This window comes from Pseudomonas sp. Irchel s3f7 (genome assembly GCF_900187615.1).
Lineage (GTDB): Bacteria > Pseudomonadota > Gammaproteobacteria > Pseudomonadales > Pseudomonadaceae > Aquipseudomonas.
Window position 1 is genome coordinate 20,591 of sequence record NZ_FYDO01000004.1, and the last position, 22,820, is coordinate 43,410.

Consider the following 22,820-nt stretch of genomic DNA (forward strand, 5'->3'; position numbering starts at 1 on the left):
CCAAGTTGCCCCGATATCAGCCCTTCAGATGGACCGGCGGGCAGGCACCTCGAGAGCAGACCTATACTGCCAAGTCATGTTGGGTCAGTGACAGCTTTGATCTCGAGGATAGGCGACATGGACCTTGATCAATTTGAAATGCTCCTCGGCGACATCTATGAGTCCGCCTGGTCAACGGCACACCGGAGCAAGGTGCTGAACCGGCTGGCGCAAATGACCGACTGCACAATTGCGCACCTGTATATTTCCGACCATCGCACCCGCAGGATCCTCGAGTCCTACTGTGGTGGGGATGAGCGGCCACTCAAAGAAAATGATATCGCTGTAGGTTCGCGTGGAAAATCGCATCCAGTAAACAAACATATAGCTTCGCAAATCGAGTTTCGGATATAGGTCTACGCTTCTCCATTTACACACACTTGGAGACACCGCGATGATCCGAGCCCTGCTGATCGCTTCCATGCTAGTTGCCGTCAGCTTTCCAGCGACTGCTGAAGTGACGCCATTCCCTTCATCGTTTCGGACGCAAGACATCGCAGTAGACGGTGCCAAAATCCATGTGCGCGTGGGCGGCAAAGGGCCGGCTGTCGTGATGCTGCACGGCTTCGGCGATACCGGTGATATGTGGGCGCCTTTAGCCGCCGACTTGGCCAAGGATCACACCGTTGTAGTGCCTGACCTCCGCGGCCTGGGCTTATCGTCTATTCCGGAGGGAGGCTACGACAAGAAAACCCAGGCGGGCGACGTTCGTGGGGTGTTGGCGGCGCTGGGCATCGAGAACGCGGTGATCATTGGCCACGACATAGGCACCATGGTCGCCTTTGCCTACGCCTCTCGCTATCCGCAACTGACCGATCAGTTGGTGGTGATGGACGCGCCTGTGCCGGGTATACCACCGTGGAACGACATTGTTCGCTCGCCAATGCTCTGGCACTTCGACTTTGGCGGCCCCGACGCCGAGCGTCTGGTGGCCGGCCGCGAGCGCATTTACCTCGACCGTTTCTGGAACGAATTCGCAGGTGACAGTGCCAAGGTCGATGAAGCCACCCGACAGCACTACGCCAAACTCTATGCCCGCCCTGGCACCATGCGCGCAGCCTTTGCCCAGTTTCGCAGCATTCGCCAGGATGCGGTGGACAACGAAGCGTCTATGAAGACAAAGCTGACCATGCCGGTGCTGGCCGTGGGCGGCGAAAAGTCCTTCGGCAACAACGAAGCGATCGTGATGCGCAATGCCGCAGACAACGTCAAGGAGCTGGTAATTCCGGGCGCAGGACATTGGCTGATGGAGGAAGCGCCCACTCAAATCATCCAGGCGATTCGCGATTTTATAACCCAGTGACGGAGTCTGAGTCTCGCCCGGCTCGACTCCGGAGTTGAATCTGCTGCGAGAGGCGAAAAAAGGCGCCGTATTGGCGCCTCAAAGTTATTAAGCGATTTTGATCACAACCTTTCCAAATGCTCCCCTCGCGAGATGCTCGTAAGCTTCTCGTGCTTTCTCGAACGGATATACCTGGTCGATCACGGGACGGATCTTGTATTCGTTGAGGAACGTATTCATCCGGTCGAACGATGAGCGCGGCGCTACAGCGATACCGCGAATGGTCGTCTGGCGAAAGATAAGTGGCATCAGATTGAGTTCAACGGTCTGGCCCGGCTGGATTTGTCCAAAGTCCACTAGCGAATACCAGGCCGTGAGCGCAGCAATAGGAAGTGTTGCGGCCTCTTCGTCGCTCATGTTGTCAGGTGCACCGACGGCGCTGTCCTCATGGATAATCATGTATTCGGCCAAACCACCGGGCAATGGCGAGCCGAAGCAGTACTTGCCGAACTCGGCAGCTTTACCAAAGCCGCAGAATCGCTGGACATCGGGCGACCTCAGGTCACTCGGTATATCCAGGAGTTGGAGAGGTCATTAGGTGTGCGCCTGTTCCAGCGCACCACGAGAAAGGTGGCACTCACCGCCGAAGGCGAGAGGTTCTATGAGCGGGTACAGGAAATTCTGGCGGGTATTTCTGCTGCGACCTCGATGTTCGACCGATCCGGAGCAACGCTCGCAGGCCGACTTCGCGTCGATATCCCGACCGCTTTCGCGCAAATGAAATTCATCAAAAGCCTTAAAGAATTCACCGCCTCCTACCCCGGTATCAACATGGTACTGGGCGTGACTGACCGGGCCGTCGATCTGATCGGTGAAGGCATCGACTGTGCGTTGCGTATCGGCGATCTATCGGATTCGACTTTGATTGCTCGCCCTATTGCGATGGCGACCATGGTGACGTGTGCAGCGCCCGAGTATCTGCACGAGCATGGTGAACCCGAAACACTCGACGATCTGGCCTCCCATCGTGGCGTTAACTTCTTGTCCGGTCAGAGCAACAGGACATTGCCTTGGCATTTCTCGGTAAAAGGTCAGGATCGCGCGTTTGTGAGTAACGCCGGCATCACCGTCACCGAGTCGAATGCGTACGTTCAGTGCGGGGTGTCGGGCTTCGGAATAATCCAGGCACCAGGAATCACCGTGGCCAAGCATTTGGACAGTCGCGGCTTGGTGGAAATTCTAAAGCCCTATCGACCAGCCCCTCGGCCTGTGTCATTGCTGTACCCAAGCCGGACGCATCTGGCGCCACAGGTTCAAGTTTTTATTGAGTGGCTGCGAGAGCGTTTTCCGCAGCTTCATTCTGACTGGCTGAAACCATAGCGATCATTGAACCAGTTCCGTGAGCGCCTGCTCTGGGCCGGCTGCAGCCCTTCGAAACAGGCAGCAACCAGTCAAACGCAGCCACTCAAGACGCCTAAAAATCCAAAGGTCGTTCAGCTTTGTGCTGAACCACGTGAATGTTAAACCGCCCCGACAACGCTTACGGGTAGGCCGGGACTGTCTTTGCCTGCTCGATCAGCCAATCGATGAGCAACGCTATCTCAGGGACATCGCGACTCTCTTCGTTGCAGATACAGAAATAATCCATCCCCGTCGGCACTTTCAGTGCAAAGGGCTGCACCAGGCGGCCCTCGTCCAAATCGCGTAATGAATTGATCTCGTCGCTGAGTGCAACACCATAGCCATCTCGCGCCGCCTGCAGGGCAATGCCGAAATCTTCCAGATGAACATCGGCATCACCTGGGTAAGGCAAGCGCGCCTCAAGTAGCCAGCGCCGCCATTGAGCGCCATCATCCTCATGCAACAGGCGGTGGTGAACAAGGTCGGACGGCTGCTTGAGCGCACGCGGGCCGCGCAGCAATTGCGGGCTGCAGACGGGAAACATATGCAGGCTTTGCAGTGGCCGCCACCAAAACCCCTCCCACGTCGGAGCGTCGTAGAGCACGGCGATATCGGCCCTGCGCCAGTCCACTTCGCTGATGTCGTCGGCAGTAATGACGCGCAGGTGAATGTGCGGATGTTCTGCACGGAAGGCGAATAACTTCGGCATCAGCCAGGCCGCGCCAAAAATCGGTTCCGTGGAAACGGTCAGGACTTTCGTCACCGGCTCCTGGAAGTACGCCTCGGAAATCTGTCGCACCCCTTCGGTGATCTCGCCGATGCCGCGGGCTACCGAGCGTTGTAGCGCCAGGCCTCGTTCGGTCAGCACCAAGTGGCGGCCCTGCTTGTAGAAAAGATCGATGCCGAGTGAGCCCTGTAACGCTCTTATCTGCTGACTGACAGCCCCGGCGGTGACATGCAGCTCAGCGGCAGCCGCACCGACATGGCCCAGCCTTGCAACACATTCAAATACGCGAAACGCATGGAGCGGAGGTAAGGGCATGCGGGTCAACCGTTTAGTTTTTCTGCCTGTTTTCCTGTCAGTTTATATAGATTTATTGGAATACGAGCAACCGCAACAATTCATCCGGAGCCAGGCCAAAAACAATAATTCAAAAGGTGAGAAATTGATCAAGCACAAACTCCCCCGTTCGCTCCTCGCTACGATCTGCAGCCTGGGCCTGCTGACTGCTAACGCGTATGCGCAAGAGCGCACGCTGCGTGTCTACAACTGGTTCGACTACGTCGCCCCGCAGACGCTGGACAACTTCAAGAAGGAGAATGGCGCAAATCTGGTCTACGACATCTTCGACAGCAACGAAACCCTGGAGACCAAACTGCTTACCGGCCACTCCGGCTATGACGTGGTGGTGCCGTCCGACAGTTTCCTCGCCAAGCAGATTCAGGCCAACGCTTTCCAGCCACTTGACCGCAGCAAGCTCCCCAACTGGAAGCATCTGGACCCGCAACTGATGAAGCTGATCGAGGCCAACGATCCGGGCAACCGCTTCGCCGTGCCTTACCTGTACGGAACCGTGCTGATCGGTTTCAACCCGGCCAAGGTCAAGGCTGCGCTCGGCGAGAACGCGCCGGTGGACAGCTGGGATCTGATCTTCAAGGAAGAGAACATTGCCAAGCTCAAACAGTGCGGCGTGGCCCTTCTCGATTCGCCGACGGATATGATCCCCATCGCCCTTCACTACCTGGGTCTGCCGCCCAACAGCACTCAGGCCAAGGACTACGAGAAGGCCGAAGAACTGTTGAAGAAGATCCGCCCCAACGTCGCCTACTTCCACTCCTCCAAGTACATGACCGATATCGCCAATGGTGACATCTGCGTGGCCGTGGGTTATTCCGGCAGTTTCTCCCAGGCGGCCAATCGCGCCAAGGAGGCCGGTAACGGCGTGGTGGTGGACATGCGCTTGCCCAAGGAAGGCGCACCGGTCTGGTTCGACGTGCTGGCCATCCCCAAGGATGCGAAGAACCCGGAGGATGCCCATGCCTTCATCAACTACTTGCTGCAGCCGCAGGTGATCGCCCCGATCAGCGACTTCGTCGGTTATCCCAACCCGAACAAGGACGCCACTGCCCTGGTCAGCCCGGAAATCCGCAACAACCCCAATCTCTACCCCGCCGCCGACATCCAGACTTCCCTGTTCCCGCTGGTGCCACTGCCGTCCAGTGCAGAACGCGCTCGCACCCGTGCATGGACCAAGCTCAAGTCAGGAACCTGACAGTAAATTGCGCTGTGTGAGCGTACACATTTCTGGGTCAGCTTCAGTTAAACCGCATTGAGAATCCCATGCTAAATGACAATTCAATAATCGATCAGGCGATGACGCGTGACAGCCTGTATGGCACCGACGGTGAACCGACCTACGGTGGTATCACCAGTTTTATGCGGCGCCGCTACACCCGCGATTTACGTGGCGTGGATATCGCCATCAGCGGCATCCCGTTCGATACCGCGACCAGCAATCGACCGGGCAGCCGCTTCGGACCACGGGCCATCCGCGAAGCATCGGTACAGTCCGCCTGGGCGCGTCACTGGCCTTGGGAGTTTGACCCGTTCGATCTGCTGGCGTGTGTCGATTATGGCGACTGCTATTTCGATTACGGCACCCCGGAGCAGACCCCGGCGGCGATCCGGGCCCATGCCGAGCGGATCCTGGCGGCGGGTACTGCGATGCTGACCCTGGGCGGCGATCACTTCATCAGCTATCCGCTGCTGCAAGCTCACGCGGCCAAGTATGGTCCGCTGTCATTGATCCATTTCGATGCGCACCATGACCTGGAGTCGGACGGCGAGGACAAGCGTATCGACCACGGCTCGATGTTCTATCACGCCGTCCGCGAAGGGTTGGTGGATCCTGCACGGTCCATCCAGATTGGCCAGCGCACGACCAATGACGACGTCATGGGCTTTCAGGTGCTCAATGCCAGCGAAGTGCATGATCGCTCTAGCAAGGAACTGGCGCAGATTATCCGGGCGCGCGTTGGCGACCATCCGGTCTATCTCACCTTCGATATCGACTGCCTCGACCCGGCGTTTGCCCCAGGCACGGGGACGCCGGTCTGCGGTGGACTATCGAGCCATCAGGCCTTGGCGATTCTGCGAGGTCTGCGCGGTATCAACCTGATCGGCATGGACGTGGTCGAAGTGGCACCGCCCTATGACCACGCCGAGATTACTGCGCTTGCCGGGGCCGCGCTGGCGATGGAGATGATCTGCCTGTATGCCGCGCGGCATAAGCTGTAAACCAGGGGGCGGGACTGGCAACCCGTTGCTGTCATGCGGTCAGTGTTCACAAGCACACCGACTCACCAGAACTGCGTGCTCAACTGAAGACGATGTTTCACGACGCAACCCCACCCGTTGAAACACCGCGTCCTGCTTAGTACCCAGGAGCTACAGAGGAATGATTGAGCTCCGCAGACCTGAGGGTATTTTTTTATAGCTGGCACAATTTGAATGACGAAGGAGCCCCCCAAGGAGCTGCCGATGGCTGTTCCTTGGGGGGGCTTTCGGCGACCTCATCGCTCTGGAATCCCGTATTGCGCGGCAATCCGCCTCGCCCCTCATAACCGCGCTCCAGCTCGAACATGCTCATCACTTACACGTTGCAGTCCGATAGAGGCCCAGCATCCGATCCCGTCCGATTTCCAGGTGTGCGGGCATTGAACCTTCATTGGAAAAAATGAACGAAGCGAACGCATTGTCAGGGGTAATCAACGGAGTGTTCCACTTAAGAGTTTTCTGCCTCAGGTGCACGGAAGGCCTTACTGTAGTAGCCGGACGAGTCGAAACAGCAAACCTGCTTCTTGCCGGATGCAAGCATATCGCAGGCATCACCGATTCGTTTTGCGCGCGTCTTAAGTTGCTTGGCTGAAGTAATCCAGTGTATCCAGTCTACTCGTGCGATGGTCGTCGTATTCTTCCAGACTTCAAGAGCCTCAGGCGTGGCTGCCAGTGCCTCCTGAAAGTCTTCCGGGATGTCAGGCTCGGGTTCCTTCTTCACAGGGGTTAGCTCTAGTGCAACGGTATCCCCAATGGCCACGCCTGCGGCTTCGAGCAACGCTTTACTGACCTGCAACCAATGGCTCAGCTGACCATCGGGCTCAAGGGTTGCCTGGAAATGGTGCCCATTGATTGCGCCTTCAACGGTCGTCCTTCCTCGCCTCGGAAGCTGTTCACTCGCGGCTCTTGGCAGTACTACGAATGCCCACGACGTATCATTACCAGGCTTTGCCGGACGAAGTAGCTTTGCTTCGAATCGAGATTTCACATCGTTTGTTGTCATTGCAACGCCTCCCACATTTGGCGAAATCATGATCATCTGGCTCTATACGTCGCGGTTCAGCTTTTTCACTCGGTTGATCATGCACAGCGTAATGAATCGCCCTCGCTGCAACCACTAATCCCCTTGGTAATATCGAAGAGCAGCATTCGTTCTATTAAGCTCGCTACAGCTGGCTAATCTACTGAAGTTGTGGGGGAAGAACCTCCAGAAAGGTGCAACCACATGGACACAAAGCGCTGTTGGCCTTTCTGAACAAGCTTTGATGAAGCAGTTGAATGTCTATCCCAAGTGGAAGGGTTGTCAGTTACTTGATCTGTTACGCTCATTTTTCACTTTCTTTTCCGCTGATCAATGACAATGCCCACCTCGATGACCAACCAGACACCTGACCCTCAATCCGTCTGCAGCCCCATTACCAGCAGCGCTATCTTCATCGTTGCAACACGTCTACGGCTTTGGTTCCAGTGCCTGGGACTCGCTCTTCGGTAAGGCGCCCCCCCGCTACAGGCTGCACACCTGCTTTAATACTCACCTCTCATTCATCCTGCAGTAGGTGCCATCATGGACATCAAGCAACTCAAATTCCTGATCGCCCTGGAGCAGACTCGACACTTCGGCCAGGCAGCTGCGCGCTGCCACATTACTCAGCCGACGCTGTCCATGCGCTTGCGCAATCTTGAGGATGAACTGGGTCTGGAACTGGTTACCCGAGGCCAGCGTTTTGAAGGATTCACCCAAGCGGGTGAACGCGTACTGGCCTGGGCCAGAACCTTGCTGGCCGCCCATGACGGGTTGTTCGCCGAAGCCGCTGCGTGTCGCGGTCAGTTAGTCGGTAATTTGCGCCTGGGCCTGGTGCCACTCAGCGGCTTCAATCCAATCGGCTACATTCAGGCGCTTGCCAAAACCTTTCCGGAGCTCAAATACAGCCTGTCTTCCATGAGTTCAGACCAGATCATCGAAGCCCTGGGCACCAACCAACTGGACTTGGGTGTCTGCTATCTCGACCATGTGAACCCCAATTACCTGGAGTTTTTCGAACTGGGTGAAACCCGCGTCGGTTTACTGTACGACACGCGCCACTTCCATTTCGAAGGCACTGAAATGAGCTGGGAAGATGCCGCCGAACTGCCCTTGGGGATGATCAGTAATGGCATGCACTATCGAAAATCCATCGACCTGAGCTTCCGCAGCCGCGGGCTCGATCCGCAGCCGATTCTCGAAAGCGATTCGACGTATCAGTTGTATCAGGCAATCCACGAAGGTTTTTGCTGCTCGATCATGCCGCTGGACAGTGTCCTGGAAAATCCGATCGAGAATCTGGCCTTTATCAACCTGCCGGATGCCAGCGTGCTCGCCCCCCTGGGCCTGGTCATGCGCAAAACCGAACCGCGCTCGGCCATCGCCGAAAAATGTTTTGCTGAAGCCCGAAAACTGTTTTGCGCACAGTCTGGGAGCTGATGCCGACTTCCCTAAAGCCCGCCTCGCGGGCTTTTTATTCCCTGCCCTCTGAACGTCTTACCGCCATTGGCGTTTTTTCTTTTTGGCGCTCTTGCGTTTTACGCCAGCAGGCTCCGCGCTTGGCGCTGGCTCCTTGAGGGCAACCGTGGTCGATGGCTGCCGGAGTCGATCCAGATCCCTGGTCCCCTTGCGCGCCACTTTGGCAACCAGCCAATAGAAGACGATGAGCAAGGGCACTGGCATGACCGCCATCAGCAGTGCGTGTTTGACGTCCGATAGACCGCTGGAGTCCACGTCCTCCAGCAACGAGACCAGTAGAATCATGGTCACCAACCACGAAAACAGGTTGCACATGCAGAGGGTCATCAACCGATAAAAAATCCGCCAGGGCCTGGAGGGATGATCGATGTTCTCGGAAGATGGCGGGATGACTTGTTGAGGTATCACGACACAGCAGCCAATGATACCGGCGGCAAACTGAAAGGCTAAAACGTAAGGTGTCAGTGTCATGAGGAGGGGCAATCAAGTGCAGTGGCGAGGAGCACGCTGAGGAGTACACATGCGCTCTGGGCTTGAATCAGGGTCATATTGGCTATGACCCTGAAGCTCTGTTTCTGGAATTGTTTACCAGCGCATGCCTTTAAACGGATTCCATCCCTGTTCGCCTTTTCGTTCCTTGAGGTAGTAAGCGTAGTTGGTCGAAAGGGCGTAAAGCAGATTGAAGCAGAAGCCCACGGCAAAGTTGATTTGCTTGGCAAAGCTGACGTCGACGAGAGCGAAGACAACGTCCAGCGCGAGGGAAATGGCAATGAGGATCGCAAGCAGCGTCAGGTTTTTCTTCCACAGTCCCAGCACAAACAGGTAAATCGGCCCAAAGAAGAACGCAATGATGTTGGCGTTGATCTTTATCTTCTGTTTGAAGGGAAGTTGCTGCATTGCCGATTTGTAATCCGGTGCATTGGGCGCACCGTGAGCATCAAAAAACGCGAAACGCTCCTGCCATTTTGCGTTGTACTTGCTGCTGTCTTGCACTTGATCTGTCGTGTTCATTCAATAAGTCCTTTAATCCCTGAATGGTGTGTCTTCCAGATGTCCTTGGTGCTGCGTTGTATCTGGCCTGTTTCATATAGCCATTGCCAGTGTCATGAATGACCGGCAGATATGTCAAGTAGCCACCAAGCCACCGTATGAGCGCTCCTCCCGAAGTAAGTTCCCACGCCAAACCTATTTTTTACACACCCTGTTCGGCGCTGGCGCTACTACGATACCGGACTTGTCCGCTTGCCCGCCGGGAACCAGGCCGTGCTGGTCAATGACCGGCAGGATGGTTCGGGAAATCAGATTCCACTCGTCGTTGATACTGAAAGGCAGCACCGGCCGGATATTGATGACGCTTTGATAACCCTCCCCGCGGGGGCCGAGTTTCTGGTTCCAGTTGTATTGAATAGGCACGCTGTAGAGTGCGGCCACCGGGTTGAGCGATTGCTTGGCCAATTCTGCCTGGCTATCGGCTGACAGGCCGATATCGGGATAAATGAATGCAAAAGCCACCACCGGTGTGTAGCGATTTTTTTATTCATCAGCAACGCTTCCCGACTTGGAGAACATGGACTACCACTTGATAGGTGTGGCTGATCCAGGCCGGTTCAGCTTAGTTCAGGTTTTCTCGACTATAACTAAACGAATTGAGAAGGACAGCGCCGCGCCAGCGGGCTGAATGCCGATCTCTGGGTATTCATTCGCAGTTGCGCCTGATTGAACGGCCAACAGACGTTGGCTCAATACACTTCCAGCAGAGGATGCTGACATGCCCCCGTCTTCATCGCTTCGACTCTCAAGATGGCAGCGACCGTTGCTCGTCGCGGCCCTCGTTGCCAGTGTGCTGGCGTTAGGTGCCTGCGCATCGGTAGATGCACAGACCACAGCTTATGTCGGCGTCGAACACCCTGAGCCGACCCTGCCCAATGAAGTCCAGGTGCTACGCACTGAACCGACAAGACCCCATGTGCGGTTGGGCGAAATCCTGGTCGATGCCTCGGTCGACCCGGCACCGCCGATCACCGAGGTCGAACAAAAACTGCGTGAAGAAGGCGCCAAGCTTGGCGCGGACGCCGTGGTTGTCGTTTACGACCGCATTCAACCCGTCGCGGCCTATGTCACTGGGCCGTTGTGGAGCCGGGACATCGAAACGATTCAAGGACGCAAGCTGAAAGGCATTGCAATCAAGTACCAATAACGAGGTGAACCGCAAGGCAGTTAAGCTGTACCTGCCTTCTGCAAAAATCTTGTAGGAGCGAGCAAACTCGCACCTACAAGACCTCCCCCGGCAAATAAAGCAAAATTGCCATGTGTTCCCCTCGTTCTTTCATACGTCGCAGTGTTCACTGCCCGTTTTTGTCTGTCTGGAGTTTTCTCGATGTCCTCGCCCAATTCCCTGCCCGCAGCGCTGCTGGGGCTGGCCCTTGTCTGTCCGGCCATGACCCAAGCCCAAGGCCTGGAACTGGGGCAAGTGCTGATCGGCGCCGAGGATCAGAGCGACGAAGACCAGACGATCGAAGACGCCAAGGCCCGGCTGGCCGAAGTGCCCGGCGGCACCAACGTGGTCGACATGCGCCGTCCGCTGCAAGGTCGCGTCGCCAGCAATCAGGATGTATTGGCCTATCAGCCCGGGATATACGCCCAGTCTGCCGGCAACGAAGGCACCAAGATTTCGATCCGCGGATCGGGGATCAACCGTGCACCGGGCGCCCATGCTTCGGGGTTGTACGCCATGCTCGACGGTCTGCCGTTGACCGGTCCTGGCGGTACGCCCTATGAATTGCTGGAGCCGCTGTGGCTCGATCATGTGGAAGTGTTGCGCGGCGCCAACGGTTTCGACAGGGGTGCATTGGCCTTGGGCGGGGCCATCGACTACATCAGCCATACCGGCTACGACGCGCCGAAATTGCAGGTGCGCTACGCGACAGGCAGCCACGGTTATCAGCAGCGCCAGGTCAGTTCCGGGCAAGTGTTGGGAGCGTTCGACTACTACGTCGCCCTGACCGATGCGAACGCCGATGGTTATCAGGACCACACGGCCAGCGAGAGCCAGGGCGTCATCGCCAACTTCGGTTATCGCTTCAACCCGAACCTGGAAACGCGCTTCTACCTGCGCCATCGTTCGACCGACAATGACCTCGCCGGCCGCGTGACCAAACACTCCATCGAGCACGACCCACGGGCAGCCAACCCCGCCTACGTGAAGCGGGACGACAGCCGTGACCAGCCCGGCAGCACGTTTATCGGTAACAAGACCACGTTCTACATCGATGACGATTCAAGCATCCAGACCGGCCTTGTCTACCACGACTACCCCATGGACTTGCGTGAGGGGCCCAACCGCCTGAAGGTCGCGTACACCGATGTCAGCGGCACGTTCGATTACAAACGCCGCGACACGCTTTGGGGCCTGGCGAGCAACAGCACGATAGGCCTGCGCGTCACCAAGCATTTGCCCAATGCCGGTGCCAGCGAGTTCGTGCGCATCCCCACCGGCAACACCGCCGGTTATGCCCCGGGCACGCTCATGCGCAACTTCACCTATCAAGGTTCGGACACGGTCCTGCATGTGGGCAATGATCTGGAAATCGCCGATGACCTGTGGCTGACCACCGGCCTCGCCGCGATCTACACCCGTCGTGAAAGTGATGTCACCTACCCGCAAGAAGGCGGCAAGACCAGCCTCAACGATTGGGACTACGCCCCGCGCGTGGGCCTGCGTTATCAAGTGACGCCGGACCTGCAACTGTTCGGCAACCTGAGCCGCTCGGTCGAGGCGCCACACCCGTGGTCGCTGATCTACAGTTCCAACATTCGTTTCCCGGTCGGCAGCGGCCCGGCCACCGGCACTCAGCGCGACCCGATCGAGCTGCAAAACCAGACCGCGACCACCCTGGAACTCGGCGGTCGTGGCGACAGTGCGATGGGCCAGTGGAGCCTGTCCTGGTACTACGCTCAAGTACACCACGAATTGCTGTCGGTGCTGCCAGATGCCAACGCCACCACGCCTTACGAACTCAACGCCAGCCCCACGGTGCATCAGGGCGTGGAAGCCAGCCTGCAAAGCAACCTGTGGTCCGGCGACGATGGCGGCCAACTGAACTTGCGCCAGAGCTACACCTTCAGCGACTTCCACTACAGCGACGACGATCACTTCGGCGACAACCGCCTGCCGGGCCTGCCGATGCACTACTACCAGGGCGAACTGCGCTACGACTGGACGCAGGGTTTCTTCACCGCGCTCAACACACAGTGGGTGTCCAAGGTCGCGGTCGATTACGCCAACAGCTACTACGCCGATCCTTACGCGATCTTCGGCGCGACCCTGGGCTACAACGCCCCCAAGGACGACTGGCAGACCTGGCTGGACATCCGCAACCTGACCGACAAGCACTACGCCGCCACCGTCACGCCGGGTTACGACGACAAAGGGTTGGACGCGGCGCGGTCGACGCCTGGCGAGGGAATGGCGATGTACGTCGGGGTGTCGTGGAGCCTGCGCTGAGGCCTCGCTGCACAGCTGAAATGTCGCTGAACAAACGGGGAAAAACAGGTTTCGATCATCGAAACTTGCGAAAAGCGACAGTCAGCTAAGCTTAGGCTCAGCTAATTGCCCACGATGCTCGCGGCGGCAGTGTTTGGATTTTTCTGGAGAGCGTCTGCAACAGCTATTCAGAGAATTCCAACATTAGCGCAGGACTGCCGTGATGACCGAGCCTCTCCTCAGTTTTGACGAACTCAAGCGTGCTGCTGCCAACGGCGAAATCGACACCGTGCTGGTGTGCATGGTCGACATGCAAGGTCGACTGGTCGGCAAGCGATTCCAGGTCGAGTTTTTCATCGACAGCGGCCATGAAGAAACCCACTGCTGCAACTACCTGCTGGCCGACGACATCGACATGGAACCGGTGCCAGGGTACGCGGCCGCCAGCTGGAGCAAAGGCTACGGCGACTTTGTGCTCAAGCCCGACATGCGCACCTTGCGCAAGGTGCCGTGGCTCGAATGCACGGCGCTGGTGCTGTGTGACGTGCTCGATCATCACCATCGGCAAGACCTCCCCCACAGCCCGCGGGCGATCCTGAAAAAGCAGGTCGAGCGCCTGCGCGAGCGCGGCTACACCGGCATGTTCGCCTCTGAACTGGAGTTCTACCTGTTCGACGAAAGCTACGAGGCCATCCACAAACGCAATTACCTCAAGCCGAAAACCGCCGGGCACTACATCGAGGACTACAACATCCTGCAGACCACCCGCGAAGAACCGGTGTTGCGGGCGATCCGTAAACACCTGCAAGCCTCGGGTATTCCCGTCGAGAATTCCAAGGGTGAATGGGGGCCGGGCCAGGAAGAGATCAACATCCGTTATGCCGATGCCATGACCATGGCCGACCACCACGTGATCATCAAGCACGCCTGCAAGGAGATCGCGCAGCTACAGGGCAAGGCGATCACGTTCATGGCCAAGTGGCGTTATGACGCGGCCGGTTCCAGCAGCCATATCCACAATTCGCTGTGGGACAAGAACGCGAAAAAGCCGCTGTTTTATGACGCCAAGGCCGAGTTCGGCATGTCCATACTGATGCGCTCCTGGGTCGCCGGGCAGCTCAAATACGCCAACGACATCACCTGTTTTCTCGCGCCTTACATCAACTCCTACAAGCGTTTTCAGGCGGGCACGTTCGCCCCGACCCGGGCGGTATGGAGCCGTGACAACCGCACCGCCGGCTTTCGTTTGTGCGCCGAGGGCAGCAAATCCATCCGCATCGAATGCCGCATTGGCGGCGCCGACCTCAACCCGTACCTGGCCTTCGCCGCCCTGATTGCGGCAGGGCTGGCCGGCATCGACGAAAAACTCAGCCTCGAAGCGCCCTTCGAAGGCGATGCCTATGTCGACGAGCATTTGCCGGAAGTCTCCAAGACCCTGCGCGAGGCCAGCGCCGCGCTCAAGGGCTCGAGCATGTTGCGCGAGGCGTTCGGTGACGAAGTGATTGACCACTACGTGCACACCGCCGAGTGGGAACAGAAAGAGTACGACCGACGGATCACCGACTGGGAACTGCAGCGCGGCTTCGAGCGCTATTGAGTAGCTCATGACTTCAATCATTCAACTGATCTCACCGGTCGATGGCCGGGTCTATGCCGAACGTCAGTACGCCGATGCGGCCGCGATCGAACAAGCGCTGGCCGCCGCCGCAAACGCCCAGAGCCAATGGAAACGTCGACCGCTAAGCGAACGCGCGGCGTTTTGCAGCGCTGCGGTGGACGCGATGTTGGCCATGAAGGATGAAATCGTCCCGGAACTGGCCTGGCAGATGGGTCGCCCGGTGCGCTTCGGCGCTGGCGAACTGCGCGGTTTCGAGGAGCGTGCACGGCATATGATCGCCATTGCACCTGACGCACTGGCGGCGCACGAACCCACGCCCATCAACGGGTTTCGACGGCTGATCAAACGTGAGCCACTGGGCACTGTGCTGGTGGTCGCCCCGTGGAATTACCCGTACCTGACGGCGGTCAACACGATCATCCCGGCACTGATGGCCGGCAATGCCGTCATCCTCAAGCATGCCTCGCAAACGCTGCTGGTCGGTGAGCGTTTCGCCGAGGCCTTGCGTCGCGCTCATCTACCCGATGGGTTGTTCCACAACTTGCTGCTCGATCATGCCCAGACAGCCGCGATCATTGGCTCCGGATGTGTGCAGCAAGTGAATTTCACCGGGTCGGTGGATGCGGGCAAGGCCATGGAAAACGCCGCCTCGGGACACTTCCTCGGCGTGGGTCTGGAGCTTGGCGGTAAAGACCCGGCCTATGTGCGAGCGGACGCCAATCTGGAGCATGCGGTAGAAAACCTGGTGGACGGCAGCTTCTTCAACTCAGGACAGAGTTGCTGCGCCGTTGAACGGATCTACGTCGATGAAAAAATCTACCCGCCGTTTATCGAGCGCTTTGCCGAGTTGACCCGACAGTACGTGCTGGGCAATCCGCTGGATGAAGCCACCACGCTCGGTCCGTTAGTGACACCGGGGGCGGCGTTCTTCGTCCGTGGGCAGATCGCCGAAGCGTTGGCCCAGGGCGCCAATGCCCTGATCGATTCGCAAGCCTTTGCCGCCGACGTGCCGGGCAGCGCCTACCTCGCGCCGCAGGTGCTGGTCGACGTGACCCACCAAATGTCGGTCATGCGCGATGAAAGCTTTGGTCCGGTGGTCGGCATCATGCCGGTGAGCGGCGATGACGAAGCCATCGCCTTGATGAACGACAGCGAGTTCGGGCTCAGCGCGTCAATCTGGACCCAGGACCTCGATGCCGCCGAACACCTGGGCAACCTGATCGACACCGGCACCGTCTTCATGAACCGCTGCGATTACCTGGACCCGACGCTGGCCTGGACCGGGGTGAAAAACAGCGGGCGCGGCGTCACGCTGTCGCGCCTCGGCTACGAGCACCTGACCCGCGCCAAATCCTTCCATTTGCGCCACGAGATTTGAGCCATGAGCCTGACTGGAAACTGGAATTACCCCACGAGCATTCGTTTCGGTGTCGGCCGCATCAGCGAGCTGGCCGAGGTCTGTCGCAGCCAGGGTATCCAGCGACCGCTACTGGTCACCGACAGTGGCCTGGCCCGGGCCCCGATCACCACGGCCGCACTGAACGCGATGCGCGATGCGGGCCTGGGGGCCGAGTTGTTTTGTGACCTCAAGCCCAATCCCGTCGAAGCCAACCTGGCCGGTGGGCTCGACGCCTGGCGTGCGGGAAAACACGATGGCGTCGTCGCCTTTGGCGGCGGCAGCGGCCTGGACATGGGCAAGCTCATCGCCTTCATGAGTGGCCAGACCCGCCCCGTCTGGGACTTCGAAGACATCGGCGATTACTGGACCCGCGCCGATGAAAGCCGCATCGCCCCGGTCATTGCCGTGCCGACGACCGCCGGCACGGGCTCCGAAGTGGGCCGCGCCGCCGTGATCATCGACGAGCTGACCCACACCAAACGCATCATCTTCCATCCGAAAATGATGCCACGCGTGGTCATCAGCGACCCGGCCCTGAGTGTCGGCATGCCGGCCAAAGTGACGGCTGGCACCGGCATGGATGCCTTGTCGCATTGCCTGGAAGCCTACTGCGCCCCCGGTTTTCACCCGATGGCCGACGGGATTGCCGTGGAAGGCATGCGCCTGGTGGCCCAGGCGTTGGTGCGCGCGGTACTCACCCCGTCCGATCTTGAAGCACGCGGGCAAATGCTCGCGGCGGCGGCGATGGGCGCCACTGCATTTCAGAAAGGTCTGGGCGGTATGCATGCGCTCGCGCATCCGATCGGCGCGCTGTACGACACCCACCACGGCATGACCAATGCGACGCTGATGCCCTACGTTCTGAAATTCAATCGCCCGGCCATCGAAGAACGCATCACCCGTCTGGCTGCGTACCTGCGCCTGCCCTCCCCGGGCTTCGACAGCTTCATGGCCTTCGTCCTCAAGCTGCGCAAGGACATCGCCGTGCCGCACACGCTGTTCGAGTTGGGAGTGGATGAGCAACAGGCCGAGCTGATCGCGGACATGGCAATTGTCGACCCTTCCGCCGGGGGCAATCCGTTGCCCTTGACCAAGGCCGGCGTGACGGAGATTTTCCAGTCGGCATTCCACGGACGTTTGTAGGCGCGAGCTTGCTCGTGATGGACTCAAGGGCGACGCGGCTATTCAGAAAGCACGCGTTATCGTTGACGTCCATCGCGAGCATGCTCGCTCCTACAGACAGGTTTATCGGTTGCAAACAGGAGCAGTACGACAAGGGGTTGAAGGCCAGACCATCCGGTATTCCGGATGGATGCGTATCAAAACCTGAAGGGGCACACAACATGAACCCAGCAAGCCAGCCCGGCACCGGCGCACCGCCAGACGACGACACCAAGGTGCTGCACAGCATGGGCTATGCCCAGCAGCTCTCGCGAAGAATGGGCGTTTTCTCCAACTTTGCGATTTCCTTTTCGATCATCTGCATCCTCTCCGGTGGCATCAACTCTCTCGCCCAGGGCACTTCCGGGGCGGGCGGTGCCTCAATCGGCATCGGTTGGCCGATCGGCTGCCTGATCTCCGGGGTGTTCGCCCTCGCCATGGCGCAGATCTCCTCGGCCTACCCCACCGCTGGCGGCCTGTATCACTGGGGTTCGATCCTTGGTAACCGCTTCACCGGATGGCTGACGGCCTGGTTCAACCTGCTGGGGCTGGTCACTGTGCTGGGCGCGATCAATGTCGGTACCTATTACTTTTTCTTCGGTGCCTTCGGCCCGGGATTGGGCATGGAGGACACCACCACGACCCGGGTGATTTTCCTGGCGATCCTGACCGGGGTGCAGGCCTTGTGTAACCACTTGGGCATCGGCCTGACGGCCAAGCTCACGGACTTTTCCGGTTACCTGATTTTCGCCACTGCGCTGGCGTTGACCATCGTTTGCCTGATCTCGGCACCGAGTTATGAGTTCGCCCGACTGGTGACGTTCGCCAACTATTCCGGTGAGGCCGGCGGCAGCGTCTGGCCAGCGGTGTCCAACGGCTGGATTTTCATGCTCGGCCTGCTGTTGCCGATCTACACCATCACCGGCTACGACGCCTCCGCGCATACCTCCGAAGAAACCCGCAACGCCGCCATGTCGGTGCCACGGGGCATGGTGATGTCGGTGGTCTGGTCGCTGCTGTTCGGCTGGGTGATGCTCAGCTCGTTCGTGCTGATGCTACCGAACATGGATGAGGCTGCCAGCAAAGGCTGGAGTGTGTTTTTCTGGGCCATGGACACTCAGGTGAACCCGACATTGAAGCTCGCGTTGTATGTGGCGATTTTCATCTCGCAAGTGCTCTGCGGATTGGCGACGGTCACCTCTGTTTCTCGCATGATCTTCGCCTTCTCCCGTGACGGCGGCCTGCCGTTTTCCAAAGCGCTGTCTTCGGTCTCCCCGACCTTCCGCAGCCCGGTCGCGGCGATCTGGACCGGTGCCACCCTCGCCGTCCTGTTCGACTGGGGTTCGTCGGTGATCTCGGTCGGTGCGACGCCGGTTTATACGATCGTGGTTTCCTGCACGGTGATCTTCCTGTTCTTCTCCTTCATCATTCCTATCGTGCTGGGTCTGTTTGCCTACGGGACACCGAAATGGCCGACCATGGGGCCCTGGAACATCGGGCGCTTCTGGTACACCGTGTTCGCCCTGCTCTCGGTGCTTTCGATGGTGATCATTTTCATCATCGGCATTCAGCCACCAAATGATTGGGCGCTGTACATCACCATCGGTTTTCTGGTGTTGACCGCCATCGTCTGGTTCGGCTTTGAAGCCCGGCGCTTTCAAGGCCCGCCGGTGGGTGACATGATCGTCAAGCGCCAGGCCGAGATTGCGGCGGCGGAAGCGGCGTTGAACACGCGCGCGGGTGGCTGACGCCATTGCGTTCGGCCCGTTGGCGACACAGAGGGGGAAGCAGGATGACTGGAATAACAGAGCGCAAAGGCTCGACCTGGGGCCTGCTTTCCCTGCTCGCCATCAGTCTGGTGTTGATTCCGGGCTGCTCAGGCAACAAGTCCACGACTCGCTATGCGGCCCCCCGCATTGGCTCGGCGTGTTATGCAAAAGCGCTTCCCACTGTAGGTGAAGGCGGCCTGGCCTGGGGCGACACCTTGAGCATGGCGCGGCAAAAATCCCTGAGCAATTGCGCGCGCTATGCGGGGCGATCCGGTGGCACGCCGAGTACCTGCCAAGTGGTGCTGTCAGAGTGCAAGCATTGATACAGCGAATTTTCGTTTGTGCGCCGCTTTTGCCGTTCTGTGCGACAGATCGCCTTTCAGGGGCTCCCGCATCACGCCCTCACGGTGGTAGTTTTGGAAATATCTGATTAAACGATCAGACTTTTCCCACAAACCGCCTGCAAAGGAATGCCACCAGAAATGGACTTTTCACTCAAGCACCTGGCCGCGGCCAGCCTGATGCTCGCCAGCCTGTCGTCGTTCTCCACGGCCGCGCACGCCAACATTTCCCCGCAACAGAGCGCGATCATCCTCAAGACCTTCAGCGATGCAAAGGTCACGGATTTCCGGCAGTTCCTGGGCAGCCTGGCCAAGAGCGACATCGCCAAATCCAACGACCTCGGCCCGGCCATCCGTGCCTTCCTCGACAACAAGCCGTTGACGGCAGAGCAGCAAAACGAAATCCATCGTTTGCTTGGCCTCTATGCCCGCGTGAAGTACGGCAGCGCGGCCACCGAAACCTTGAAGGAACTGGTGGCCATTCCGACCGTGCGCGTGGAAGGTGTTGAGCAGCACGACAACCCCGAATTCATCAAGATTGCCGAGAAGATCAAGGCCCTGGCCAAATCGTTCAACCTGAACTTCCGCAACATCGACAACCGCGTGTATGAAATCTCCCTCGACGGCACCGGCGATGAAGTCGTGGGCATTCACGCCCATGCCGATGTCGTGCCGGTCACACCGGAGAACTGGGTGTTGCAGGACGGCACCCGCCTTGACCCATTCAAAGTCACCCTGATCGGTGACCGCATGTATGGCCGAGGCACCGAGGATGACAAGAACGGCATCGTGGTTTCGCTTTACGCCATGAAAGTCATCAAGGAAGAGAAACTGCCGCTGGCGAGAAACTTCAAGCTGCTGGTCGACACCACCGAGGAAACCACGGGCGACGCCATCCCCTACTACTTCGAGCGCAACCCGACACCGAACTACAACCTGGCGCTGGATGGCGGCTACCCGGTGGTGATCGCCGAGAAAGGCTACGGCACCGTCATGGCCAGTTTCGCCAAGCGCGCCGCGCAAGGCAAAGGCGCAGAAATCACTTCGATGACCGGTGGCCTGGCCACCAACCAGATTCCGTCGACATCGGTCGCGACCCTGGTGACAGACAAACCCGCAGAACTGGCGGCTGACCTGCAAAAGGCCGGCGCGGAGTACGCCAAACGCAATGGCGGCAACTTCACCGTCGCCGCCAAGGTCGAGGGCAAGGACGTCAAACTGACGGTCACCGGCGTTTCCGCCCACTCCTCCAAGCCCGAGTCCGGCGTCAACCCGGTCGCCAGGATGCTCGACTTCATCAATGGCCTAGACGGCAAGGTTGCGTTCAAGCACAACGAGATCACTGACGCTGCCCGCTACGCCGCTGATAACTGGGGCCTGGATTACCTGGGGGGCAAATTGGGGGTTGGTTTTTCCGATGAGTTCATGGGCCCGCTGACCACGTCCCTGACCTATGTCGGCATGGATGACAAAGCCTTCAAACTGGCGGTCAACCTGCGTGTGCCAAAGGGCAAGTCGCCTGAAACGCTGAAATCCGAAATCGCCGGAAAACTGGATGCCTGGAGCAAGAAGAGCAAAATCGCCCCGGCCTTCGACTACGACATTGCCGAACCGATGTTCCGCAACCCCGAGGGTGAATGGGTCAAGGCGTTGCTCGCCGTGGCCAGCGAAAACCTCGGCATGGAACACAAGTTCGGCACCTCTGCCGGCGCCACGTCGGTGCATGAACTGCCCAACGGCGTGCAATTCGGCCTGGCCATGCCAGACGTCAAATACACCGGCCACAACGACAACGAGTTCAAGACCACCGAGCAGTTCCTGCTGGACTTGCAGATCGTGACCGAAATGATGGGCCGCATCGGGCAATTGCCGAAACTCTGATATCCCTTCGGACCCGCCGCCCTGGCGGGTCCATTTGCCTTCGCTTCCACTCCAAATGACATCCCTTCCCCAGTAGGAGCGAGCCTGCTCGCGAAAAACCAGAGGACGCCGCATTGCGTCTGGTTTCCCGCGTCATCGTTGGCCTCCATCGCGAGCAGGCTCGCTCCTACACGGGTGGATTCGGCGGATTGATGAACAATCCTCATGAACCCTTGCCGATTTACCCGTCTAGTTTCTAACCCTTCGCTCACTTACTGTTTGCACGATGTCAGTCACGATCCATCACGCTGCACGATTATTCAGGAGCAACATTGATGAATCCCCTGATCGCCCCATTGGTTGCGTTATCGCTCATGGCTGGAGAAACCAGCGCCCGGGCCGCCAGCGAGATCCGCATCACCAACGCGGGTTCCCAGCCCTCAATCAAGGGCGCGGCAGAAAACTTCACCGGTACGGTCCGGGTTGACGGCCTGTTCAAGGGCGATGCCCCTGCCCGCATCGGCGGTGGCACGGTGACCTTCGAACCCGGCGCACGCACGGCGTGGCACACCCATCCGCTGGGCCAGACGCTCATCGTCACTTCCGGCGTCGGCTACGTACAGCAAGAGGGCCGCCCACGTCAGGAAATTCGTCCGGGTGACATTGTCTGGATCTCGCCGCAGACACGTCACTGGCACGGCGCAACGGCCGCCGACGGGATGACCCACATCGCCATCGCCGAAGCCGAGGACGGCAAGGCTGTCACCTGGGCGGAAAAAGTCTCGGATGCGCAGTACCAAGGTCAATAGCCTGCGCAAGACCTGTAATGGATGGAGCTTTTTACGATGACCACTGACTCACCGAATGCACATCGCAAGACCGGCCCCCTCCCCGCGCTGATAGCCCTGTGTCTGGGTTTTGGGTTGGTGTCAGGGGTTGCCACTCGGAACGCCGAGGCATCGCAACCCATGGTCAGCACACAACCCGCATCAGAAACGTTGTCGACCCGGCAACAGGCCATTCCACTGATCGCCGCGTTCATGGCGACCAGCGACATGCCCAAGCTCAACGAAGCCTTGAACCAGGGCCTCGACGCGGGCCTGACGGTCAGTGAAACCCGGGAAATCCTGGTGCAGCTCTACGCCTACGTCGGTTTCCCACGCAGCCTCAATGCATTGAATGAACTGATGACGGTGGTGCAAGCGCGCAAACAACGTGGCATTCACGATGAGCCTGGACGCGAACCAAGCCGTGCCATTCCCACCGGTGAGGCTTTGCTCACGGCAGGCACGGCCAATCAAACCCGAATTTCGGGCGGGCCGGTCAAGGGGCCGGTGTTCGAGTTCGCCCCGGTCATCAACCAGTTCCTGCAAACCCACCTGTTCGGCGACATCTTCGAGCGTGACAACCTCGACTGGCAAAGCCGTGAACTGGCGACCGTCGGGGCGTTGGCCGCAACGCCGGGGGTGGAGTCGCAGTTGCGCTCGCACATGCGGGCGAGCCTGCGGGTCGGGCTGAGCGCAGCGCAATTGCGCCAGCTCACCGAGCTGCTGGCAAAGGGCGACGAACCCGCCGCCAAACGTGCAAGCACGGCCCTGGCACAGGCGCTTGACGCCTCGGGAGGTTGAAC

General features: G+C 58.9%; 20 protein-coding genes and 2 pseudogenes. 16 read left to right on the forward strand and 6 right to left on the reverse strand.

Translation table 11 applies throughout. The features are described from left to right. Positions 1–117: 117 nt before the first annotated feature. Positions 118–393, forward strand: coding sequence for a hypothetical protein (locus CKW19_RS04255; RefSeq protein ID WP_095056747.1), 276 nt, complete (start codon positions 118–120; stop codon positions 391–393). Between the two features lie 40 nt (positions 394–433). Next, positions 434–1,342, forward strand: a complete 909-nt coding sequence (locus CKW19_RS04260) for an alpha/beta fold hydrolase (RefSeq protein WP_095056748.1) — start codon at positions 434–436, stop codon at positions 1,340–1,342. A gap of 87 nt (positions 1,343–1,429) precedes the next feature. Here the strand turns inward: CKW19_RS04260 and CKW19_RS04265 are convergent. Next, positions 1,430–1,822, reverse strand: a pseudogene (locus tag CKW19_RS04265) (zinc-binding dehydrogenase); the annotation flags it as partial. On the opposite strand from CKW19_RS04265, the gene CKW19_RS04270 reads away from it, so the two are divergent. Then, positions 1,769–2,701, forward strand: coding sequence for a LysR family transcriptional regulator (locus CKW19_RS04270; RefSeq protein WP_095056749.1), 933 nt, complete (start codon positions 1,769–1,771; stop codon positions 2,699–2,701). The pseudogene CKW19_RS04265 and the gene CKW19_RS04270 overlap by 54 nt on opposite strands. A 160-nt stretch (positions 2,702–2,861) precedes the next feature. On the opposite strand, the gene CKW19_RS04275 is transcribed toward CKW19_RS04270, so the two are convergent. Further along, positions 2,862–3,764, reverse strand: coding sequence for a LysR substrate-binding domain-containing protein (locus CKW19_RS04275; protein ID WP_095056750.1), 903 nt, complete (start codon positions 3,762–3,764; stop codon positions 2,862–2,864). Positions 3,765–3,927: 163 nt separating this feature from the next. Between CKW19_RS04275 and CKW19_RS04280 the strand changes: the two genes are divergently transcribed. Continuing rightward, entirely contained in the window at positions 3,928–4,995 is a 1,068-nt protein-coding gene (locus tag CKW19_RS04280; RefSeq protein ID WP_256580301.1) for a polyamine ABC transporter substrate-binding protein, read from the forward strand. 68 nt (positions 4,996–5,063) lie between these two features. Next, positions 5,064–6,020, forward strand: coding sequence for an agmatinase (gene speB, locus CKW19_RS04285; protein ID WP_095056751.1), 957 nt, complete (start codon positions 5,064–5,066; stop codon positions 6,018–6,020). A gap of 487 nt (positions 6,021–6,507) precedes the next feature. Here speB and CKW19_RS04295 read toward each other — a convergent pair whose 3' ends face one another. Continuing rightward, positions 6,508–7,062, reverse strand: coding sequence for a YdeI/OmpD-associated family protein (locus CKW19_RS04295; protein WP_095056930.1), 555 nt, complete (start codon positions 7,060–7,062; stop codon positions 6,508–6,510). 561 nt (positions 7,063–7,623) lie between these two features. On the opposite strand from CKW19_RS04295, the gene CKW19_RS04305 reads away from it, so the two are divergent. Beyond that, positions 7,624–8,520, forward strand: a complete 897-nt coding sequence (locus CKW19_RS04305; protein WP_095056752.1) for a LysR family transcriptional regulator — start codon at positions 7,624–7,626, stop codon at positions 8,518–8,520. Positions 8,521–8,577: 57 nt separating this feature from the next. Here the strand turns inward: CKW19_RS04305 and CKW19_RS28270 are convergent, their stop codons facing one another. The 3 genes and pseudogenes from CKW19_RS28270 to CKW19_RS04320 all read right to left on the reverse strand — a co-directional run. Next, positions 8,578–8,844, reverse strand: coding sequence for a hypothetical protein (locus CKW19_RS28270; protein ID WP_143500285.1), 267 nt, complete (start codon positions 8,842–8,844; stop codon positions 8,578–8,580). Between the two features lie 300 nt (positions 8,845–9,144). Continuing rightward, complete coding sequence (locus tag CKW19_RS04315) at positions 9,145–9,570, reverse strand: DUF2628 domain-containing protein (RefSeq protein ID WP_095056754.1); 426 nt, start codon at positions 9,568–9,570, stop codon at positions 9,145–9,147. 213 nt (positions 9,571–9,783) lie between these two features. Further along, positions 9,784–10,074, reverse strand: a pseudogene (locus CKW19_RS04320) (transporter); the annotation flags it as partial. Between the two features lie 253 nt (positions 10,075–10,327). Between CKW19_RS04320 and CKW19_RS04325 the strand changes: the two are divergent. The 10 genes from CKW19_RS04325 to CKW19_RS04370 all read left to right on the forward strand — a co-directional run bounded on the left by CKW19_RS04325 (position 10,328) and on the right by CKW19_RS04370 (position 22,818). Beyond that, on the forward strand, positions 10,328–10,756 hold the full coding sequence (locus tag CKW19_RS04325; protein ID WP_095056755.1) for a hypothetical protein: 429 nt from the start codon (positions 10,328–10,330) through the stop codon (positions 10,754–10,756). Between the two features lie 180 nt (positions 10,757–10,936). Continuing rightward, complete coding sequence (locus CKW19_RS04330; RefSeq protein WP_095056756.1) at positions 10,937–13,063, forward strand: TonB-dependent receptor domain-containing protein; 2,127 nt, start codon at positions 10,937–10,939, stop codon at positions 13,061–13,063. A 202-nt stretch (positions 13,064–13,265) separates the two neighbouring features. Continuing rightward, positions 13,266–14,639 carry a glutamine synthetase family protein gene (locus CKW19_RS04335; RefSeq protein WP_095056757.1) on the forward strand — a complete coding sequence of 458 codons (1,374 nt, stop codon included), beginning with the start codon at positions 13,266–13,268 and terminating at the stop codon, positions 14,637–14,639. A gap of 7 nt (positions 14,640–14,646) precedes the next feature. After that, complete coding sequence (locus tag CKW19_RS04340; RefSeq protein WP_095056758.1) at positions 14,647–16,038, forward strand: aldehyde dehydrogenase family protein; 1,392 nt, start codon at positions 14,647–14,649, stop codon at positions 16,036–16,038. Positions 16,039–16,041: 3 nt separating this feature from the next. Then, the gene (locus tag CKW19_RS04345; RefSeq protein WP_095056759.1) at positions 16,042–17,202 is read left to right on the forward strand and encodes an iron-containing alcohol dehydrogenase; all 1,161 of its coding nucleotides are present in this window, start codon (positions 16,042–16,044) and stop codon (positions 17,200–17,202) included. Positions 17,203–17,402: 200 nt separating this feature from the next. Continuing rightward, positions 17,403–18,968, forward strand: coding sequence for an amino acid permease (locus CKW19_RS04350; RefSeq protein WP_095056760.1), 1,566 nt, complete (start codon positions 17,403–17,405; stop codon positions 18,966–18,968). A 44-nt stretch (positions 18,969–19,012) separates the two neighbouring features. Beyond that, entirely contained in the window at positions 19,013–19,312 is a 300-nt protein-coding gene (locus tag CKW19_RS04355; RefSeq protein ID WP_095056761.1) for a hypothetical protein, read from the forward strand. A gap of 159 nt (positions 19,313–19,471) precedes the next feature. After that, the gene (locus CKW19_RS04360) at positions 19,472–21,211 is read left to right on the forward strand and encodes a dipeptidase (protein WP_095056762.1); all 1,740 of its coding nucleotides are present in this window, start codon (positions 19,472–19,474) and stop codon (positions 21,209–21,211) included. A 314-nt stretch (positions 21,212–21,525) separates the two neighbouring features. Further along, entirely contained in the window at positions 21,526–21,999 is a 474-nt protein-coding gene (locus CKW19_RS04365; protein WP_095056763.1) for a cupin domain-containing protein, read from the forward strand. A 36-nt stretch (positions 22,000–22,035) separates the two neighbouring features. After that, entirely contained in the window at positions 22,036–22,818 is a 783-nt protein-coding gene (locus CKW19_RS04370) for a carboxymuconolactone decarboxylase family protein (protein WP_095056764.1), read from the forward strand. The last annotated feature ends 2 nt before the right edge of the window (positions 22,819–22,820 follow it).

Excerpts from the sequence above, each read along its gene's own strand:
- CKW19_RS04255 (WP_095056747.1), top strand. The coding sequence starts at position 118 with ATGGACCTTGATCAATTTGAAATGCTCCTCGGCGACATCTATGAGTCC.
- CKW19_RS04260 (WP_095056748.1), top strand. The coding sequence starts at position 434 with ATGATCCGAGCCCTGCTGATCGCTTCCATGCTAGTTGCCGTCAGCTTT.
- CKW19_RS04270 (WP_095056749.1), top strand. The coding sequence starts at position 1,769 with ATGGATAATCATGTATTCGGCCAAACCACCGGGCAATGGCGAGCCGAA.
- CKW19_RS04275 (WP_095056750.1), bottom strand. The coding sequence starts at position 3,764 with ATGCCCTTACCTCCGCTCCATGCGTTTCGCGTATTTGAATGTGTTGCA.
- speB (WP_095056751.1), top strand. The coding sequence starts at position 5,064 with ATGCTAAATGACAATTCAATAATCGATCAGGCGATGACGCGTGACAGC.
- CKW19_RS04295 (WP_095056930.1), bottom strand. The coding sequence starts at position 7,062 with ATGACAACAAACGATGTGAAATCTCGATTCGAAGCAAAGCTACTTCGT.
- CKW19_RS04305 (WP_095056752.1), top strand. The coding sequence starts at position 7,624 with ATGGACATCAAGCAACTCAAATTCCTGATCGCCCTGGAGCAGACTCGA.
- CKW19_RS28270 (WP_143500285.1), bottom strand. The coding sequence starts at position 8,844 with ATGATTCTACTGGTCTCGTTGCTGGAGGACGTGGACTCCAGCGGTCTA.
- CKW19_RS04315 (WP_095056754.1), bottom strand. The coding sequence starts at position 9,570 with ATGAACACGACAGATCAAGTGCAAGACAGCAGCAAGTACAACGCAAAA.
- CKW19_RS04325 (WP_095056755.1), top strand. The coding sequence starts at position 10,328 with ATGCCCCCGTCTTCATCGCTTCGACTCTCAAGATGGCAGCGACCGTTG.
- CKW19_RS04330 (WP_095056756.1), top strand. The coding sequence starts at position 10,937 with ATGTCCTCGCCCAATTCCCTGCCCGCAGCGCTGCTGGGGCTGGCCCTT.
- CKW19_RS04335 (WP_095056757.1), top strand. The coding sequence starts at position 13,266 with ATGACCGAGCCTCTCCTCAGTTTTGACGAACTCAAGCGTGCTGCTGCC.
- CKW19_RS04340 (WP_095056758.1), top strand. The coding sequence starts at position 14,647 with ATGACTTCAATCATTCAACTGATCTCACCGGTCGATGGCCGGGTCTAT.
- CKW19_RS04345 (WP_095056759.1), top strand. The coding sequence starts at position 16,042 with ATGAGCCTGACTGGAAACTGGAATTACCCCACGAGCATTCGTTTCGGT.
- CKW19_RS04350 (WP_095056760.1), top strand. The coding sequence starts at position 17,403 with ATGAACCCAGCAAGCCAGCCCGGCACCGGCGCACCGCCAGACGACGAC.
- CKW19_RS04355 (WP_095056761.1), top strand. The coding sequence starts at position 19,013 with ATGACTGGAATAACAGAGCGCAAAGGCTCGACCTGGGGCCTGCTTTCC.
- CKW19_RS04360 (WP_095056762.1), top strand. The coding sequence starts at position 19,472 with ATGGACTTTTCACTCAAGCACCTGGCCGCGGCCAGCCTGATGCTCGCC.
- CKW19_RS04365 (WP_095056763.1), top strand. The coding sequence starts at position 21,526 with ATGAATCCCCTGATCGCCCCATTGGTTGCGTTATCGCTCATGGCTGGA.
- CKW19_RS04370 (WP_095056764.1), top strand. The coding sequence starts at position 22,036 with ATGACCACTGACTCACCGAATGCACATCGCAAGACCGGCCCCCTCCCC.